Source organism: Pseudomonas sp. NFIX49, assembly GCF_900115915.1.
Taxonomy (GTDB): Bacteria; Pseudomonadota; Gammaproteobacteria; order Pseudomonadales; family Pseudomonadaceae; genus Aquipseudomonas; species Aquipseudomonas pharyngis.
The window spans coordinates 195,468-212,050 of sequence record NZ_FOYE01000005.1 but is presented as its reverse complement, the minus strand read 5'-3'; the positions used below and the strand labels follow the sequence as shown (position 1 = coordinate 212,050).

Below are 16,583 nucleotides of genomic sequence, written 5' to 3'. Positions count from 1 at the left end.
CTCAAAGACGCACTTGTCCTTCGTATACGCGCACTGCCGGGCCGGTCATCAACACCGGTTGGCCGGGGCCTGCCCACTCAATGGACAGGCGCCCGCCCGGCAGGTCGATCAACAGTGGCGAATCCATCCACCCCTGACTGATCGCCGCTACAGCAGCAGCGCAGGCACCGGTGCCGCAGGCCTGGGTTTCCCCGGCGCCGCGTTCCCAGACGCGCAGTTGTGCGCGATGGCGGTCGATGACCTGGAGAAAACCGACGTTGACCCGCGCCGGGAAGCGCGGGTGATGTTCGATTTTCGGCCCCAGTTCATGCACCGGTGCAGTGTTGATATCGCTGACTCGCAGCACCGCATGGGGGTTGCCCATGGACACCGCTGCCAGATCGACCGGCGTACCGTCGACATCCACCTGATAACTCAGGGCCTGCTCCGGCGCCTGGAACGGAATGTCCGCTGGCACCAGGCGCGGGGCGCCCATGTTCACGCCGATCTGGCCGTCGTTACGCACGTCCAGTTCGATGATGCCGCCCTTGGTCTCGACGCGGATCTGCCGTTTGGCGGTCAGACGCTTGTCGAGCACGAAGCGGGCGAAGCAGCGCGCACCATTACCGCACTGCTCCACTTCGGAACCGTCGGAGTTGAAGATCCGGTAACGGAAGTCCACATCCGGATTGCTCGGCGCTTCGACGATCAGCAACTGGTCGAAACCGATGCCGGTGTGCCGGTCGCCCCACATTTTTGCGTGCTTGGGCTGAATATGCGCGTGCTGGCTGACCAGGTCGAGGACCATGAAGTCGTTGCCCAGGCCGTGCATCTTGGTAAAACGCAGCAGCATGGGGTTACTCCGGCAGCAGGCTTTCGCCGGCAAACAGCTCGGCCACGGTTTCGCGGCGACGCACTTCAAAGGCCTGATCGCCATCCACCAGCACTTCGGCGGCACGGCCGCGGGTGTTGTAGTTGGAGCTCATCACGAAACCGTAGGCACCGGCCGAATGCACGGCCAGCAGATCGCCTTCTTCCAGCGCCAGTTCGCGTTCCTTGGCGAGGAAGTCGCCGGTTTCGCAGATCGGGCCGACCACGTCGTACTTGCGTGCGGCGGTGTCGCGCGGTTTGACCGCGGTCACGTCCATCCAGGCCTGGTACAGCGCCGGGCGGATCAGGTCGTTCATGGCCGCGTCGACGATGGCGAAGTCTTTGTGCTCGGTGTGCTTGAGGTACTCGACCTGAGTCAGCAGCACGCCGGCGTTGGCGACGATGAAGCGGCCCGGTTCGAACACCAGCGCCAGATCACGGCCAACCAGACGCTCGCGCACAGCCTTGATGTAATCGGCAGCCAATGGCGGCTCTTCGTCGCGATAACGCACACCCAGGCCGCCACCGAGATCGATGTGGCGCAGGTGGATGCCGCAATCGCCGAGGCGATCAACCAGATCCAGCAGGCGATCGAGGGCATCGAGGAACGGCGGCAGGGTGGTCAGTTGCGAACCGATGTGGCAGTCGACGCCGACCACTTCCAGGTTCGGCAGGTGCGCGGCACGCACGTACACGTCTTCGGCGTCGGCGATGGCGATGCCGAACTTGTTCTCTTTGAGACCGGTGGAGATGTACGGGTGGGTGCCGGCATCGACGTCCGGGTTCACGCGCAGCGAGATCGGCGCGCGAACGCCCAACTCGGCAGCGACCACTTGCAGGCGCTCGAGCTCGTCGGTGGATTCGACGTTGAAGCAATGCACGCCGACTTCCAGCGCACGGCGCATGTCGTCACGGGTCTTGCCGACGCCGGAGAACACGATCTTGTCCGGGCTGCCGCCGGCGGCCAGCACGCGTTCCAGCTCGCCACGGGAGACGATGTCGAAACCGGCGCCGATACGGGCCAGGACATTCAGGACGCCGAGGTTGGAGTTGGCCTTGACCGCGAAGCATACCAGGTGCGGCATGCCGGCCAGCGCATCGGCGTAGGCCAGGTACTGGGCCTCGATGTGGGCGCGGGAGTAGACGTAGGTCGGTGTGCCGAAGCGATCGGCGATGGCGGACAGCGCCACACCTTCCGCGAACAGCTCCCCGCCACGGTAGTTAAAAGCGTCCATGGCGATCCCTTAGTAAACGTCGTGCTTGTGTGCCTTGGAGACAGGCTGCTTTTGCGAAGACTGGGCTTGCTCGGCCGGGTCCTGATCTTCATCGGGCAGGTACAGCGGGCCTTTCTGACCGCAGGCCGAAACGAGACAGGCAACCGCGACGAGCGCAGCAAGGGAAGAGATCAGGCGCTTCATGGCGAAATCCTTGAAAATGCGTTAATTGCGCCGGAGTATACCGGCCACCCGGCAGCTTGCCTATGCGACGGAACTCCCGTCCGGCGGGGCTCGGGCTGCGGCGCGGAAACTTTTCCCGCGTGGCGGGTGGATATTTCGTCGCCGGGCAGGGCGCTTGGTCGTTATCCTTTGCAATCGGCTGGCAGCGTCCGTATCTTGCGGCGCTTGAGCCTGATCAGACATTTTTTGAGGTTGCCGCAATGAGTTTGTCCGAAGCCCGTTTCCACGATCTGGTCGATGAAACCCAGGAAAAACTGGAAGACATCTTCGACGACAGCGACCTGGACATCGACATGGAGAACTCGGCCGGTGTGCTGACCGTCAAGTTCGAGAACGGCACCCAGCTGATCTTCAGTCGTCAGGAACCGTTGCGGCAGCTGTGGCTGGCCGCGGTGTCCGGCGGTTTCCACTTCGACTACGACGAAGAAAGCGAACGCTGGATGTGCGACAAGAGCGAAGAACAGCTGGGCGAAATGCTCGAGCGCATCGTCAAGCAGCAGGCCGGCACCGAATTCGATTTCGAAGGCCTGTGATTTCGTGACTGACACCGCGCCCGCCCGTCCGCCGAAGCCGCTCTACAGCAACGTCAGCCCGGCCGTGCCTTCGCCGTGCACCGGCGTGTGCCGGCTGGATGAGCAGAAGGTCTGCCTCGGTTGCATGCGCCATGTCGAAGACATCCGCGAGTGGCGTTCGGCCGATGACGAGCGCCGTCGGGTGATTTGTGCGCAGGCCGCTCAGCGCCGGCAGCTCGCCGGCGCGTAGCTTGTATATTTTTTGAGCTGTGATAGTGTCCGGAAACGCCTCAACCCATCGAGGCCTGGTGAAAACCCCGTCTTTTTTGGCGGGGTTTTGCTTTTTTTGTGTGCAGAAGAAAGGAGTCTGCCCGGATCATGACCGCACCTTCCATCACCCTTACCCGTCTGGACGTGCAACGTCTGGAGCGCCTGATCGACAGCCTGGATGACACGCTGCCGGGCGTGATCGCGCTGCAAACCGAACTGGACCGCGCCGATACCCTGGTCGGTCACGATGAAGTGCCTGCCGATGTCGTGACGATGAATTCCCGTGTGCACTGCCGCGAAGAAAGCAGTGGCAAGGACTACCACCTGACCCTGGTCTATCCGAAGCACGCCAACGCCGACGAAGGCAAAGTCTCGATCCTGGCCCCGGTCGGCAGTGCGCTGCTGGGCCTGAAGGTTGGTCAGCACATCGACTGGCCAGCCCCGGGCGGCAAGACCCTGAAACTGACCTTGCTCGAAGTCGAATCGCAGCCGGCCAACGGCGGTGATTTCCCGGAGTAACCCGCCTCAGACCTGCTCGAGCGCCTCGTTCAGAGAGCGTTCCAGGTCGGCCTTGTAACGCAGATACAGATTGCTCGAACTCTGCCCGTCACCGATCACGCCCGACAGGTCCAGGTCGGTGATGTAGCAGCGGTAGCGCTCGGTTTCCCGGCGCTGCCCGACGATCTCCCGGGCGACCACGCTGAACAGCTGGTCGCCATGTTCCAGCTCGCTGAATTCCCGTTGATTGCAATACAGCGTGACCTGCACCTCGCCGGGCGCGGCTTTGCCGACGATCGCCTGCACGTCGTAGAACGGTTTGTTGACCGGCGTCTGCGGCGCCGGGCGCATTTCGACCCGTCGCGCGCGTCCCGGCCCTGATGGCAATAACTGGTAATACAAGATTTCAAGGCTGGCGGCATGGCCCGCATCCATCGGCAGCAGCGCTTCGCGGCGGAACTGGATCGACTGCAGGAACCGCTGCAATGGCACCAACAGGCTTTGCTCGTCGTGAAAGGGCAAGTGCTGTTGCCACAGCGCATTGAATTCGTCGAGTACGTACAGCTCGGCGGTTTGTTCGGTGATCCGGTAGAACACCTGAATGCATTCAGGCTGGCCCATCGGCAGGATCAGCGCCAGGTCGTGGTCTTCCAGCGCCATCGGGTCCAGGTGCAGCGGACTGTAGCGCGGCTGTTCCTCGCCCAGGTAATCGAGCAGCGCCGGCAGGGTGGCGAGGGCGACATGGCTGACCTGGCCCGGCACCAGTTCCAGCACGTGGTAATGCTGCTGCACCTGGATCAGGTAGCGGTGATTCAGGTCGCTGAGCAACAGGGTCTGCGCGGTGTCGACAATTTCTTCCACCCGGCGGGCGATGAATTGCGCGCGGTTATGACAGAAACAGCGCACTCGCAGCGAGGGTTGTTGCGCTCCGCGCGGCAGATTGTTGAGGTAATCGCGCAGGCAGTCCATCAGGGCATGCGGGCCGTCGAAGCGGTTGACCAGCACTTCGTTCCAGCTGTTAAGCGTGACCTGATCCAGGGTCAGCACCAGATTCTCGCGCACACCGGCATAGCTCAGGGAGTCCGTGCGCTCGGTGGTCATCAGGATGTTCAGGTCGCGGTGATGCTTGAGCGGATCGACCCCGACATTCACCAGCATCAACACTTCGGTCGGCACGGCGGCGCGCAGCAGCGGTTCTTCGGCAACGGTCGGCAAGGGCAGGGGGATGCTCTGTTGCAGGCTGCCGAGCAGGTTGAACAGCTCGAACTCGCTCATGTCGCTGGTGCCGGGGTGCAGGGCCAGTCGGGTGCTGCTGTCGATCACGCCGTTGCGGTGGCACCAGGTCAACAATTCCAGCAACTCGCGGCTGCGCTTGATCGGTGCGAAGTGTTCCCACTCCAGCGCTGTCAGGCTGCCGTTGTAAAGGCCCCACTGGGTCTGGCCCGGTTCCTTTTTGTTCGGCGATTGCACCAGGGTCAGGGTGTCTTCGGCCAGGTCCGGGGCGATGCCGGGATTGATGAACTCGACCTTGTCCGCCTTGCGCTCGAACGCCGCATACAGGCGCCGTCCGAGAACGTTGAGGTCGCGCTTGTTGATCAGGCTGACGGTCTGCTCTGCGCGGGCGAACTGGGTCAGGAATCGATAGCTGTAATTGAGTTCGTTGACCAGCGCCCGGCGTTCGGCGCTGACTTGGCGGACTTTCCACTGGCTGCGGCTGTCGAGCAGCGCCAGTTGCCGCTGATCCCAATGCCATTCGCTGGCCAGTCTTTCCAGCAGTGAGCGCTGCCAACTCTGGGTTCGGCTGTTGCCGGTGAGCTTGCGGTTGACCTTGAGGTACAGCGCACGGCGTACCAGCTCAAGCCGCTCCGGTTCGTTGCGCGCTGTGAGGTATTCCTCGATCCGGCGGTAGACCACCATGTACGGATCCAGCTCGTCGAGGTCCAGCCGATTGGCGAACACCGCTTGCTTGAAGCGCAGGCTCAGGCACTGCACATGCGGATGCTCGCTGGCGTAGACCTCGGTCAGCAGCAGCTTGAGCACCGATTTGTAAGGTGACTCGATGCCCTTGAACAGTTGCCACAGCCCGGCGCCGACGAATTCGCCCGGCGGAATGTGCGCCATCGGCCCCAGGTCGAGTGTTTCATCGTTGCGGATGAAACGCTTGGAAATCAGGGTGTGGGTGTACGCGTCGTAGGCTCGTTCTTCGTAGACCGGCACCAGCCACCAGATCGGCGTGCGCCCGGCGAGCCAGATCGCGGTGCGGTAGAACTCGTCCAGCAGCAGATAGTGCTGGGTGGTGCCGCAATCTTCGGAGCTGAGCTGAGTATCGCGTTCGCCTTTGACGAAACGCACCGGGTCGATCAGGAAAAAGTGCGCCTCGGCTCCCTGGCTGGCGGCCCAGGTTTCGAGCAACTGGCATTTCTTGCGCAGTTCGGCCAGCTCACTATCGCTCAGGTCGGGGGCGTGGCAGACCCACACGTCCATGTCGCTCTGGTCTGCCTGGGCCAGCGTGCCGAGGCTGCCCATCAGGAACAGACCGTGAATCGGCCGTGGCGGGTTGCTTCCGTGACGCGGCTTGTAGGAAAACGAGCGGGTCAGGCGCTGGGCTTCGGCGAGCGCCTCGGCGTCAGGCTCGTAATTTGACAGCCCGGTTGGCGTGCTGCCCGAGACATAACCCGGCAGCAGCGGATGATTAACGTGAAAAAACAGCGGCAGCAGCGTCAGCACACTTTGCTGGCGCGTCGACAGGCCTTCCCGCGCCCGGTTCAGGCGGCCTTCATTGAGTTTCAGAAAGCGTGCACGTAGCTGGCTGAGTACCTTGCGGTCGATGCCTTCGTCGAGGTCGGGGCGGATTTCATGGGTGCGGGTCATGTCGGCTCAAACCGGCGCGCAGGGCTCGGAGGCAAGGGGTCTCGGGTGTCCGGGAGTTTAGCGCCTGAGCGGCAGGAGTTTTAAGCTGAATTTGTTTTTTGACGTCAGATTTCTATCGCGCGGTGATGGACGACGTTCATGGCTGGCCCGCGGAAATCCCGTGACAGGGGTTTCCGTGGGCAAAGTCGGAAGGATCAGGCGGTTTGCTGCTCTTTGAGAATCGTCAGTACGGTTTGCACGTTTTGTGCGGCATCGCGACCGAGGCTGGTCAGGTAACCGCCATCAGGCTGGTCTGTCAGTTCTTTTTCGAACAGGCGTTGTGCGGCGGCAATGTGCTTCGGGGCAGCGGTCTGATGAATTTTCAGACCTTCCTGGGAACTGTCCAGGTTGAAGAGTGCAAGGACTTCCAGTTCGGCAACCAACTCAGGGGTAAGCGACATAAGGACTCCAGACTTTCTAGGAATTGGACGACAGCGCCCCTAAGGTGAACCTGCCGGCGCGGCCTGTCCAGTGCGCGTGTCAGGGTTTTTGTCCCGGGGTGGATTCCAGTGTAGTCAGGGGGCGGCAGAAGGCCGCGCAGATGGGTGACAAATTGTGTGGGAGCAGGCGGGCTCCCACAGGGCGGGGCCGTTTACTGCTTTTCCGGTGGCAGTTCCGGCAGTGCGCGCAGCGCGGTTTCGTACCACTCGGTATCGAACGCGCGGTCTTCGTCGAGCATCGCGTCGATTTCACAGGCCAGCACGTGGGCCATCAGATTCAGGATGTCATCACGCTCGTAACCGACCAGCGTCAGCTTGTTGAAGGTTGCCTTGGCCGCTGGCGGGTTGTCGCTTTCGATCTGGTTCTCGATCGCTTCGATCAGCGTCGATTCGGTGAACTCTTCTTCATCATTGTCGATGTCAGTCGGCTCGCTCATGGCAGGCTCCTCAAGGAAAGGCGCCAGTTTACCCGCATTCAGCGGCGTGATGCTGCTGGCGCGAATCCCTGGTGCGATCTATAAACAGGCACTGCCCACCCCGCACGGCCTGGAGGCTATGTGATGTTCAAGCTCTATGGATTCTCCGTCAGCAACTACTACAACATGGTCAAGCTGGCGCTGCTGGAAAAAGACCTGCCGTTCGAAGAGGTCACGTTCTACCCGACGCCAACGCCGGAGTCCCTGGCCATCAGCCCGCGCGGCAAGGTGCCGGTGCTGGGGACCGAAGGTGGCTACATCAATGAAACGATGGTGATGCTCGAATACCTTGAAAGCAGCCAGAAGGGTGTCCCGCTGTTGCCGACCGAGCCGTTTGCCCGCGCTCAGGTGCTGGCGGTGGCCAAGGAAATCGAGCTGTACATCGAGCTGCCGGCCCGTGCCTGCTATGGCGAGGCGTTTTTCGGTACGACGCTGCCGGAAGCGATCAAGGAGAAAACCAAGGCTGAATTGCTGCTGGGCTTTGCGGCGCTGGGCCGTCACGGCAAGTTCGCCCCGTATGTGGCGGGCGACAGCCTGAGCATTGCGGATTTGTACTTTCTCTACAGCGTCCCGCTCGCGGCAGCGGTGGGGCACAAACTGTTCGGTCTGGATTTGCTGGCGCAGATGCCGAAGGCCAAGGCGCTGCTGGAGCGGCTTGAGCAGAATCCGCACGTGCAGAAGATTGCGGCGGATAAAGATGCGGCGATGCCGGCGTTTTTGGCGATGATCGCTGCGAAGAAGTAGCAGTTTTAGCGTTTTTGAAAGAGCAATCGCCAGCAGGCTGGCTCCCACACTGAATTTGTATTCACAGATCCAGAATGTGGGAGCCAGCCTGCTGGCGATGCTTCTGGCTTTTAGCGGCTGGCGATCAGCGCCTGACCGCGAACCACGGCAGCCTTGACCTGCGCCGGCGCAGTGCCGCCGATGTGGTCACGGGCATTTACCGAGCCTTCGAGGGTCAGCACGGCAAACACGTCCTGCTCGATCTGGTCGCTGAACTGGCGCAGTTCTTCCAGGCTCATTTCCGCCAGATCCTTGCCGGTGTCGACGCCATACTTCACGGCGTGGCCGACGATTTCGTGGCAGTCACGGAACGGCAGGCCACGGCGAACCAGGTAGTCGGCCAGATCGGTAGCGGTGGAGAAACCGCGCAGCGCCGCTTCGCGCATGATCGCGTGCTTTGGCTTGATCGCCGGGATCATGTCGGCAAAGGCACGCAGCGAGTCGCGCAGGGTGTCGGCGGCGTCGAACAGCGGTTCCTTGTCTTCCTGGTTGTCCTTGTTGTAGGCCAGCGGCTGGCCTTTCATCAGGGTCAGCAGGCCCATCAGGGCGCCGAACACGCGGCCGGTCTTGCCACGTACCAGCTCCGGAACATCCGGGTTTTTCTTCTGCGGCATGATCGAGCTGCCGGTGCAGAAACGGTCCGGCAGATCGATGAACTGGAACTGCGCGCTGGTCCACAGCACCAGCTCTTCGGAGAAGCGCGACAGGTGCATCATCGCGATGCTCGCGGCCGAGCAGAATTCGATGGCGAAGTCACGGTCGGACACGTTGTCCAGCGAGTTGCCGCCGACGGCGTCGAAGCCCAGCAGTTGCGCGGTGTATTCGCGGTCGATCGGGTAAGTGGTGCCGGCCAGTGCGGCGCTGCCCAGCGGCATGCGGTTGGTGCGCTTGCGGCAGTCGACCAGACGCTCGTAGTCGCGGCTGAGCATTTCGAACCAGGCCAGCATGTGGTGCCCGAAGGTCACCGGCTGAGCGGTCTGCAGGTGGGTGAAGCCCGGCATGATGCTCGCGGCTTCACGCTCGGCCTGCTCCAGCAGGCCTTTTTGCAGGCGGGTGATTTCGCTCAGGATCAGGTCGATCTCGTCACGCAGCCACAGGCGTATGTCGGTGGCGACCTGGTCGTTACGGCTGCGGCCGGTGTGCAGCTTCTTGCCGGTGACGCCGATGCGGTCGGTCAGGCGTGCCTCGATGTTCATGTGCACGTCTTCGAGGTCGACGCGCCAGTCGAACTGGCCGGCCTCGATTTCGCCCTGGATGGTCTTCAGGCCATCGATGATGCTGTCGCGCTCGGCATCCGTCAGCACGCCGACCTTGGCCAGCATGGTGGCGTGGGCGATCGAGCCCATGATGTCGTGGCGATACAGGCGCTGGTCGAAAGTGACGGAGGCGGTGAAGCGGGCGACGAAGGCGTCGACGGGTTCACTGAAGCGGCCGCCCCAGGACTGATTGGTCTTGTCAGTGCTCATGAATTCGCTCGTATCGGCTTGAAGAAAGAAGGCGTGAAACGCTGGCGCGGATAATAACAGGGTTGCCAATCCTGTCGCTGACACTGGTCGATACGTTTTTTTCTCATTCGCTCCGCCATAGTTGTCGGCGTCCCCGGGGGATTTGCGCAAGGATATTTTCCGATTGAGCAATATCGGCCCGACGAGCGTCTACAGTAGGACATAGGGGTCGGGTGACCACGGATCGGGCAAAGATCCGGCCACCGACTATAAGAAGAGAGAGGGGTGGGTGTATTGGCCATTGGCATACCCTGCGTAAAACGCAGTCGGCGACGGGCGTCGGGCGGTACGTTGCGGGTGTCGGCAAATATTGCCGGCCGACGTACGGCACTTTTTGGCGCTCGCGCTAGTCTTAGCGTGGATCGCGGTGACGGACGTCACTCCACTTGTCTACGCTATCCTTGTGCGAGACTCACGCAGGAATCCAGCGCAATATGAATGTCCTGATCGTTGATGACGAACCACTGGCCCGCGAGCGACTCAGCCGAATGGTGAGCGAGCTCGAGGGCTACACAATCCTGGAGCCCAGCGCCACCAATGGCGAAGAGGCGTTGGCACTGATCGACAGCCACAAGCCGGATATCGTACTGCTCGATATCCGCATGCCGGGCCTCGATGGCCTGCAGGTGGCTGCCCGTCTGTGCGAACGCGAAACCTCGCCGGCCGTGGTGTTTTGCGCAGGTCCCGATGAATTTGCCGTGGAGGCCCTGCAGGCCAGCGCCGTGGGCTATGTGGTGAAACCCGTGCGAACCGAACATCTGCATGACGCCCTGAAACGGGCTGAACGTCCCAATCGGGCCCAACTCTCGGCCCTGACCCGTCCTGCCGCCGAAAGCGGTAACGGCCCGCGCAGCCACATCAGCGCCCGGACCCGCAAAGGCATCGAACTGATCCCGCTGGATCAGGTGGTGTACTTCATTGCCGACCACAAATACGTGACCTTGCGCCACGAAGCTGGCGAAGTCCTTCTGGATGAGCCGCTCAAGGCGCTGGAAGACGAATTTGGCGAGCGCTTCGTGCGGATCCACCGCAACGCACTGGTCGCCCGCGACCGTATCGAGCGACTGCAACGCACACCGCTGGGCCACTTCCAGTTGTTCCTCAAGGGCCTCAACGGTGACGCGCTGATTGTCAGCCGTCGACATGTGGCGGGCGTGCGCAAAATGATGCAGGGGCTTTAGTCCGCAGGCTTCGGGCGGTTCTTCGTTCATTTCACCAGGCATTGCAGGCCAGGGAGGCCACGCCGTATCTGATTCAGGTCAAAGTGGATTTGGCTGAGCTGTTATTATCCGCCGTATCTATTCAGTACGGATTGATCCATGTCCTCTCGCGAAATCCGCATCGCCACCCGCAAAAGTGCTCTGGCCCTCTGGCAGGCCGAATACGTCAAAGCCCGTCTTGAAGCATCCCACCCGGGCCTGCTGGTGACGCTGGTGCCCATGGTCAGTCGCGGCGACAAGCTGCTCGATTCGCCCCTGTCGAAAATCGGTGGCAAGGGCCTGTTCGTCAAGGAACTGGAAACCGCGCTGCTGGAAAACGAAGCCGACATCGCCGTGCATTCGATGAAAGACGTGCCGATGGATTTCCCCGAAGGCCTCGGTCTGTTCTGCATCTGCGAGCGCGAAGATCCCCGTGACGCGTTTGTCTCCAACACTTATTCCAGCCTCGATGCATTACCCGCCGGCAGCATCGTCGGCACTTCCAGCCTGCGGCGTCAGGCGCAGTTGCTGACACGCCGTCCGGATCTCGAGATCCGTTTCCTGCGTGGCAACGTCAACACCCGTCTGGCCAAGCTCGACGCCGGCGAGTATGACGCGATCATCCTCGCGGCAGCGGGCCTGATCCGCCTCGGTTTCGAAGATCGCATCACCTCGGCCATCAGCGTCGATGACAGCCTGCCGGCCGGTGGCCAGGGCGCCGTCGGTATCGAATGTCGCAGCGCCGACACCGAAATCCATGCCTTGCTCGCGCCCCTGCATCACGCCGACACCGCCGACCGTGTCACCGCCGAGCGTGCTCTCAACAAACATCTGAATGGCGGCTGCCAGGTGCCGATCGCTTGCTACGCCGTGCTCGAAGGCGATCAGTTGTGGCTGCGCGGTCTGGTGGGCGAACCGAGCGGCGGCAAGCTGCTCAGCGCACAGGCTCGTGCACCGCGTGCCGCAGCCGAGACGCTGGGTGTGCAGGTGGCCGAAGACCTGCTCAGCCAAGGCGCCGACGATATTCTCAAGGCGGTCTACGGCGAGGCAGGTCACGAGTGACCGCCTGGCGCCTGCTGCTGACGCGCCCGGTGGAGGACTGTTCGGCGCTCGCCGCCGTGCTGGCCGAACAAGGGTTTTTCAGCAGCTGTCTGCCGCTTTTGGAAATCGCGCCACTGCCGGTCTCTGACACAATGCGCCGCACGATCACGCAACTGCCGCGTTACAGCGCGGTGATCGTGGTCAGCAAACCGGCGGCGCGGATCGCGGTGGATCTGCTCGACGCTCTGGGTCTGGCGACGCCGACGATGCCGTGGTTCAGCGTAGGCGCGGCGACCGCAGCCATCCTTCGGGATCGGGGGCTGGATGTGAGCTTCCCGGACGCGGGTGACGACAGCGAGGCCTTGCTGCAATTGCCGCGTCTGCTTGAGGCGGTGGCCGTGCCCGGTTCGCAGGTATTGATCCTGCGCGGGGAGGGCGGACGCGAGCTGCTGGCCGAGCGCCTGCGCGCGCTTGGTGCTAGTGTCGAATACTTGGAGTTGTACCGTCGCGACCTGCCGGACTATCCGCCGCAGGAGCTGCCCCGCAGGATTGCAGCGGAACGCCTGAACGGGCTGGTGGTCAGCAGTGGACAGGGTTTCGAACACCTGCGCCAACTGGCGGGCGACAGCTGGCCTGCACTTGCGCGGCTGCCGTTGTTTGTTCCAAGCCCAAGGGTTGCCGAGCAGGCCAGTGCCGCCGGGGCCCGAACAGTTGTGGATTGTCGCGGCGCCAGTGCCGCGGCCTTGCTGACGGCGTTACGGGAGCATCCCGTGCCCGTTCTCTAATGCAAAGGATGGATACGTGAGCGAAACAGCCTTGCCTAAAGATGACGTTCAACCTGTGATCGATGCACCGGTTGATGCACCGCCACCGGCCGCGGAACCGCGCCGAGGCAACGGATTGGCCATTCTCGCGCTGCTGCTCGGCGCTGCCGGTGTTGCGGTGGGTGGCTGGGGTGTCTGGCAGGTGCGACACCTGCAGACCAGCACTCAGAATCAGTTGAGTCAGGTTCAGGCGTTGAACGATCAGGCCCAGACCCTGAAGCTCAACGAGCAACGACTGACCGAACGCCTCGGGCAATTGCCCGGCGCCGATGAACTTGCCGATCGCCAGCGTCTGGTGTCGCAACTTCAGGGCGATCAGCAACGCCTCAACCAGCGTCTGGAAACAGTCCTCGGCGCCAGCCGCAAGGACTGGCGTCTGGCCGAGGCCGAGCACTTGCTGCGTCTGGCCAGCCTGCGTCTTTCCGCCCTCCAGGACATCAGCAGCGCCCAGGCGCTGGTGCAGGGTGCCGACGAAATCCTGCGCGAACAGAATGATCCCGGCTCGTTCGCCGCCCGTGAGCAAGTGGCGAAAACCCTGGTGGCGCTGCGCAGCACCGAGCAGCCGGATCGTACCGGGTTGTTCCTGCGCCTGGGCGCTTTGCGTGATCAGGTCGTCGGCCTCACCGAGCTGGCGCCGGAATACAAGGATCGCGGTGATTCGCTGCTGGGCCTGACCTCCGATGGCGACGGCGCCAGTCGCTGGGCGCAGTGGTGGGATCAGATCTCGCGCTACATCCGCATCGATTTCAACGCTGACAAAAACGTCCGGCCGCTGCTCGCCGGCCAGAGCCTGAGTCAGGTGCGTCTGGCCCTGAGCCTTTCGCTCGAACAGGCGCAATGGGCCGCGCTCAACGGTCAGGCACCGGTGTACACCCAGGCCCTGGCCGAAGCGCGTGACGTGCTCACGGGCAACTTCAACCCGGACAACCCGCAGAGCAAAATCATGCTCGAGCAGGTCGCGGAATTGAGCAAGCAACCGGTTACCGTCAACACGCCGGATCTCGCTGGAACCTTAAGTGCGGTGCAGGCCTATCTGGAGCGCCGCCACGTCAACGCCGAAGACTCGGTGAAACCCTTCGCCAAACCGGCCGCCAGTACTGCGCAGGAGGCGACACCATGAAGCGCCTGTATGTGATCGTGTTTCTTGTGATCGCGGCAACGGCGGCGCTGGGCCTGGCGATTGCCGAGCATTCCGGTTACGTGCTGGTCGCCTACAAAAGCTTTCGTTATGAATCGAGCCTGTGGGCGACCCTGGCGGTGGTGGCGGTGCTGTGGCTGCTGGTCTGGGGCATCAAGGTGCTGGTCGAGCTGGTGCTGACCTCTGGCGGTGTGGTCAATCCATGGTCGCGACGTAACCGCAGCCGCCGCGTGCAGGTAGCAATCGAGCATGGTCAGCTCGACCTGGCCGAAGGCCGCTGGGCCAGCGCCCAGCGTCACCTGTACCGGGCCGCTGAAGCCGAGCGTCAACCGTTGCTGTATTACCTGGGGGCTGCTCGAGCCGCCAACGAACAAGGCAACTACGAGGAAAGCGATCGCCTGCTGGAGCGCGCCCTCGAGCGTCAGCCGCAGGCCGAGCTGGCGATCGCCCTCAGCCATGCGCAGTTGCAGACCGATCGTGGCGATACCGATGGGGCGCTAGTCACCTTGCAGGCGATGCACGAACGCCATCCGCACAATGTCCAGACCTTGCGCCAGTTGCAGCGCCTGCATCAGCAGCGCGGTGACTGGTCGTCCGTGATTCGGCTGTTGCCGGAGCTGCGCAAGGACAAAGTCCTGCCACCGTCCGAACTGACCGAACTCGAACGTCGCGCCTGGGGGGAAAACCTGTCCCTCGCGGCCCAGCGTGAAGAGGACGGCGCAGTCGGTTTACAGTCGCTCAACCGCGCATGGCAGCAACTGACTTCTGCCCAGCGCCAGGAGCCGGCGCTGGTGCTGGCCTACGCCGAGCAGCTGCGTCAGCTGGGCGCTCAGGTCGAAGCGGAAGAAGTGTTGCGTACGGCGCTCAAGCGCAAGTACGACAGTCATCTGGCGCGTCTCTACGGTCTGGTGCGCGGTAATGATCCGACACGTCAGTTGCAGACGGCTGAAGGCTGGCTCAAGGATCATCCGGGCGATGCCAGCCTGCTGCTGACGCTGGGACGCCTGTGCCTGCAAGCCAGTCTGTGGGGCAAGGCGCGGGACTACCTGGAAAGCAGTCTGCGAGTGCAGCGCAATCCGGAAGCGTGCGCCGAGTTGGCGCGGCTGCTGGCCCGGCTCGGTGACACCGAGCGCAGCAATCTGCTGTTCCAGGAAGGGCTCGGTATGCTGGATGAACGCCTGCTGGCTGCACCATTGCCGGTAGCCGTTCGAGCATGATCAGAAAGGGGGAGCGTTGCTCCTCCATTTCTTTCCCGGCGACTGAATTGTTACCGGTAAATCCCCTCCCGAGCAAAATCCTACAGTGGGCTACACCGAATCCTTCGGTGCCTGTCGGGATTTCCCTACACTTCTGATGAAGTGTCGCCAGTGACCTGCCTTGAAAGCCCGAGGCGCTTTCCTCTACCGTAACTGCCTGTCTTTATTGTTACGGATAAGCCATGTCGTTGGCCTGCTCACGCTCCCTGTTTTTTATGGCTTTCACTGCGGGGATTCTGGCCCTGGGAGCTTCTTATTACCTCGAATACGCGGTCGGTCTGGTGCCCTGCAGCCTATGTCTGGTCCAGCGTCTGTTCATGTGTGTGCTCACCATGTTTTGTGGTGTGGCGGCGGTCCATGGGCCGCAGCGTGTCGGTCTGTCGCTGTACTGGATGATGGCGTTGCTGACCAGTCTTGGCGGGATGACGGCGGCCTGGCGACAAGTGCTGTTGCAAAGTGATTCCCTGCAAAGGCTGGCGCATTGCGGGCCAGGGCCGGAGGAAATGTTCAGCAGCCTGCCGTGGTTATGCGCACTGATGCGTATGTTCAACGACACTGCCGATTGCACGGAGTTGTCCTGGACACTATTCGATTTGAGCATTCCGGAGTGGAGCCTGCTGTTCTTCGTGGGGATGTCGATCCTTGCCGCTTACCAGTTGCTGCGACAGGTCTGGATGGCTTTACAGCGACCACTTAGCGGCCAACCGTCGCACCCGGCGCTGGTCAGGGATTAAACACTTGTATGAACTTTCTCTCCTGCGTACCTTGAAGCCATAGGCGTGCGGGCATAATCTGGCCCGCACGTGTCATTGGAATTGTGTTGCTCGATGACGCTCTGCCTGGCCGCCTCTCAAAGCAATATTCACAAGAAGAGGCGCGGGTGTAGGGCAGCATGACCCACAAGGGAAGAGAGATCACCATGCTCGAAAGTTGTCAGAATGCTCAGGAACGTTGGGGTGGAGTTCATCTGCTGATCGACCGCTGGCTGCAGGAGCGTGAGGAATTGATCGCTGCCTATGACAAGCTGGGCGCCAAACCTCAGGCGCTGTCCGAGGATCGAAAGCCTTTGCAGGAATTCTGCGGTGTGCTGGTCGATTACGTCTCGGCCGGGCACTTCGAGATCTACGAACAGCTGACGGGCGAGGCCAAGGCCTTCAACGACAAACGCGGCCTGGAACTGGCCGAGACGATCTATCCGCGGATCGATGTCATCACCGAAAAACTGCTCGCGTTCAACGACCTTTGCGATGAAGGCAAATGCGTTGCGGAGAAATTCAAGGAGCTGGGCGGCCTGCTTCACGAGCGCTTCGAACTGGAAGACTGCCTGATCGAAGTGCTGCATACCGCACACAAGGAAGAGGATTCGGTTCAGGCCTGAACCGAACCTCGCAAGACACAGAAACGGTGCGCCCCAAACGCACCGTT

18 protein-coding genes are annotated in these 16,583 nt (G+C 62.1%); 11 read left to right on the top strand and 7 right to left on the bottom strand.

The features are described 5' to 3' along the window. Window position 1 precedes the first annotated feature (1 nt). From dapF to BMZ46_RS15885, 3 genes are read right to left on the bottom strand one after another with little or no spacing between them, the layout of a single operon-like run. Window positions 2-832: a diaminopimelate epimerase gene (dapF, locus tag BMZ46_RS15895; protein WP_011336523.1), complete on the bottom strand. Its 831-nt coding sequence runs from the start codon at window positions 830-832 to the stop codon at window positions 2-4. 4 nt (window positions 833-836) lie between these two features. Continuing rightward, complete coding sequence (lysA, locus tag BMZ46_RS15890; RefSeq protein ID WP_064600345.1) at window positions 837-2,084, bottom strand: diaminopimelate decarboxylase; 1,248 nt, start codon at window positions 2,082-2,084, stop codon at window positions 837-839. A 9-nt stretch (window positions 2,085-2,093) separates the two neighbouring features. Then, window positions 2,094-2,267: an LPS translocon maturation chaperone LptM gene (locus BMZ46_RS15885; RefSeq protein ID WP_007951888.1), complete on the bottom strand. Its 174-nt coding sequence runs from the start codon at window positions 2,265-2,267 to the stop codon at window positions 2,094-2,096. Between the two features lie 239 nt (window positions 2,268-2,506). Between BMZ46_RS15885 and cyaY the strand changes: the two genes are divergently transcribed. The 3 genes from cyaY (at window position 2,507) to rnk (ending at window position 3,607) form a co-directional block, all read left to right on the top strand. Next, window positions 2,507-2,839 carry an iron donor protein CyaY gene (cyaY, locus tag BMZ46_RS15880; protein ID WP_007951887.1) on the top strand — a complete coding sequence of 111 codons (333 nt, stop codon included), beginning with the start codon at window positions 2,507-2,509 and terminating at the stop codon, window positions 2,837-2,839. A gap of 4 nt (window positions 2,840-2,843) precedes the next feature. Further along, the gene (locus tag BMZ46_RS15875; RefSeq protein WP_074690015.1) at window positions 2,844-3,068 is read left to right on the top strand and encodes a DUF1289 domain-containing protein; all 225 of its coding nucleotides are present in this window, start codon (window positions 2,844-2,846) and stop codon (window positions 3,066-3,068) included. A gap of 128 nt (window positions 3,069-3,196) precedes the next feature. Next, window positions 3,197-3,607, top strand: coding sequence for a nucleoside diphosphate kinase regulator (gene rnk, locus BMZ46_RS15870; RefSeq protein WP_007951886.1), 411 nt, complete (start codon window positions 3,197-3,199; stop codon window positions 3,605-3,607). A gap of 6 nt (window positions 3,608-3,613) precedes the next feature. Here the strand turns inward: rnk and BMZ46_RS15865 are convergent, their stop codons facing one another. From BMZ46_RS15865 to BMZ46_RS15855, 3 genes are all read right to left on the bottom strand, one after another. After that, window positions 3,614-6,457, bottom strand: coding sequence for a class I adenylate cyclase (locus tag BMZ46_RS15865; RefSeq protein ID WP_074690017.1), 2,844 nt, complete (start codon window positions 6,455-6,457; stop codon window positions 3,614-3,616). Window positions 6,458-6,651: 194 nt separating this feature from the next. Beyond that, on the bottom strand, window positions 6,652-6,897 hold the full coding sequence (locus BMZ46_RS15860; protein ID WP_007951883.1) for a TIGR02647 family protein: 246 nt from the start codon (window positions 6,895-6,897) through the stop codon (window positions 6,652-6,654). A 191-nt stretch (window positions 6,898-7,088) separates the two neighbouring features. After that, window positions 7,089-7,373: a hypothetical protein gene (locus BMZ46_RS15855; RefSeq protein ID WP_007951881.1), complete on the bottom strand. Its 285-nt coding sequence runs from the start codon at window positions 7,371-7,373 to the stop codon at window positions 7,089-7,091. Window positions 7,374-7,496: 123 nt separating this feature from the next. Between BMZ46_RS15855 and BMZ46_RS15850 the strand changes: the two genes are divergently transcribed. Further along, window positions 7,497-8,156, top strand: a complete 660-nt coding sequence (locus BMZ46_RS15850; protein ID WP_074690019.1) for a glutathione S-transferase family protein — start codon at window positions 7,497-7,499, stop codon at window positions 8,154-8,156. Between the two features lie 110 nt (window positions 8,157-8,266). On the opposite strand, the gene argH is transcribed toward BMZ46_RS15850, so the two are convergent. Next, window positions 8,267-9,661, bottom strand: coding sequence for an argininosuccinate lyase (argH, locus tag BMZ46_RS15845; protein ID WP_011336517.1), 1,395 nt, complete (start codon window positions 9,659-9,661; stop codon window positions 8,267-8,269). A 473-nt stretch (window positions 9,662-10,134) separates the two neighbouring features. Between argH and BMZ46_RS15835 the strand changes: the two genes are divergently transcribed. The 7 genes from BMZ46_RS15835 to BMZ46_RS15805 all read left to right on the top strand — a co-directional run bounded on the left by BMZ46_RS15835 (window position 10,135) and on the right by BMZ46_RS15805 (window position 16,536). Next, window positions 10,135-10,881, top strand: a complete 747-nt coding sequence (locus tag BMZ46_RS15835; RefSeq protein WP_074690021.1) for a LytR/AlgR family response regulator transcription factor — start codon at window positions 10,135-10,137, stop codon at window positions 10,879-10,881. A 138-nt stretch (window positions 10,882-11,019) separates the two neighbouring features. Next, window positions 11,020-11,961 (top strand): hydroxymethylbilane synthase, encoded by a 942-nt coding sequence (gene hemC, locus BMZ46_RS15830; RefSeq protein ID WP_074690023.1) that lies wholly within the window; start codon window positions 11,020-11,022, stop codon window positions 11,959-11,961. After that, complete coding sequence (locus BMZ46_RS15825) at window positions 11,958-12,725, top strand: uroporphyrinogen-III synthase (RefSeq protein ID WP_074690025.1); 768 nt, start codon at window positions 11,958-11,960, stop codon at window positions 12,723-12,725. Before hemC ends, BMZ46_RS15825 begins: the two co-directional genes overlap by 4 nt. A 16-nt stretch (window positions 12,726-12,741) precedes the next feature. Next, a complete protein-coding gene (locus BMZ46_RS15820) occupies window positions 12,742-13,884 on the top strand; it encodes a uroporphyrinogen-III C-methyltransferase (RefSeq protein WP_074690027.1) in 1,143 nt (380 codons plus the stop codon). Next, window positions 13,881-15,119, top strand: a complete 1,239-nt coding sequence (locus tag BMZ46_RS15815; protein ID WP_074690029.1) for a heme biosynthesis protein HemY — start codon at window positions 13,881-13,883, stop codon at window positions 15,117-15,119. The genes BMZ46_RS15820 and BMZ46_RS15815 overlap by 4 nt, the downstream gene beginning before the upstream one ends. Before the next feature lie 221 nt (window positions 15,120-15,340). Next, on the top strand, window positions 15,341-15,892 hold the full coding sequence (locus BMZ46_RS15810; RefSeq protein WP_039765294.1) for a disulfide bond formation protein B: 552 nt from the start codon (window positions 15,341-15,343) through the stop codon (window positions 15,890-15,892). 185 nt (window positions 15,893-16,077) lie between these two features. After that, complete coding sequence (locus BMZ46_RS15805) at window positions 16,078-16,536, top strand: Rsd/AlgQ family anti-sigma factor (RefSeq protein WP_007951863.1); 459 nt, start codon at window positions 16,078-16,080, stop codon at window positions 16,534-16,536. Window positions 16,537-16,583 lie beyond the last annotated feature (47 nt).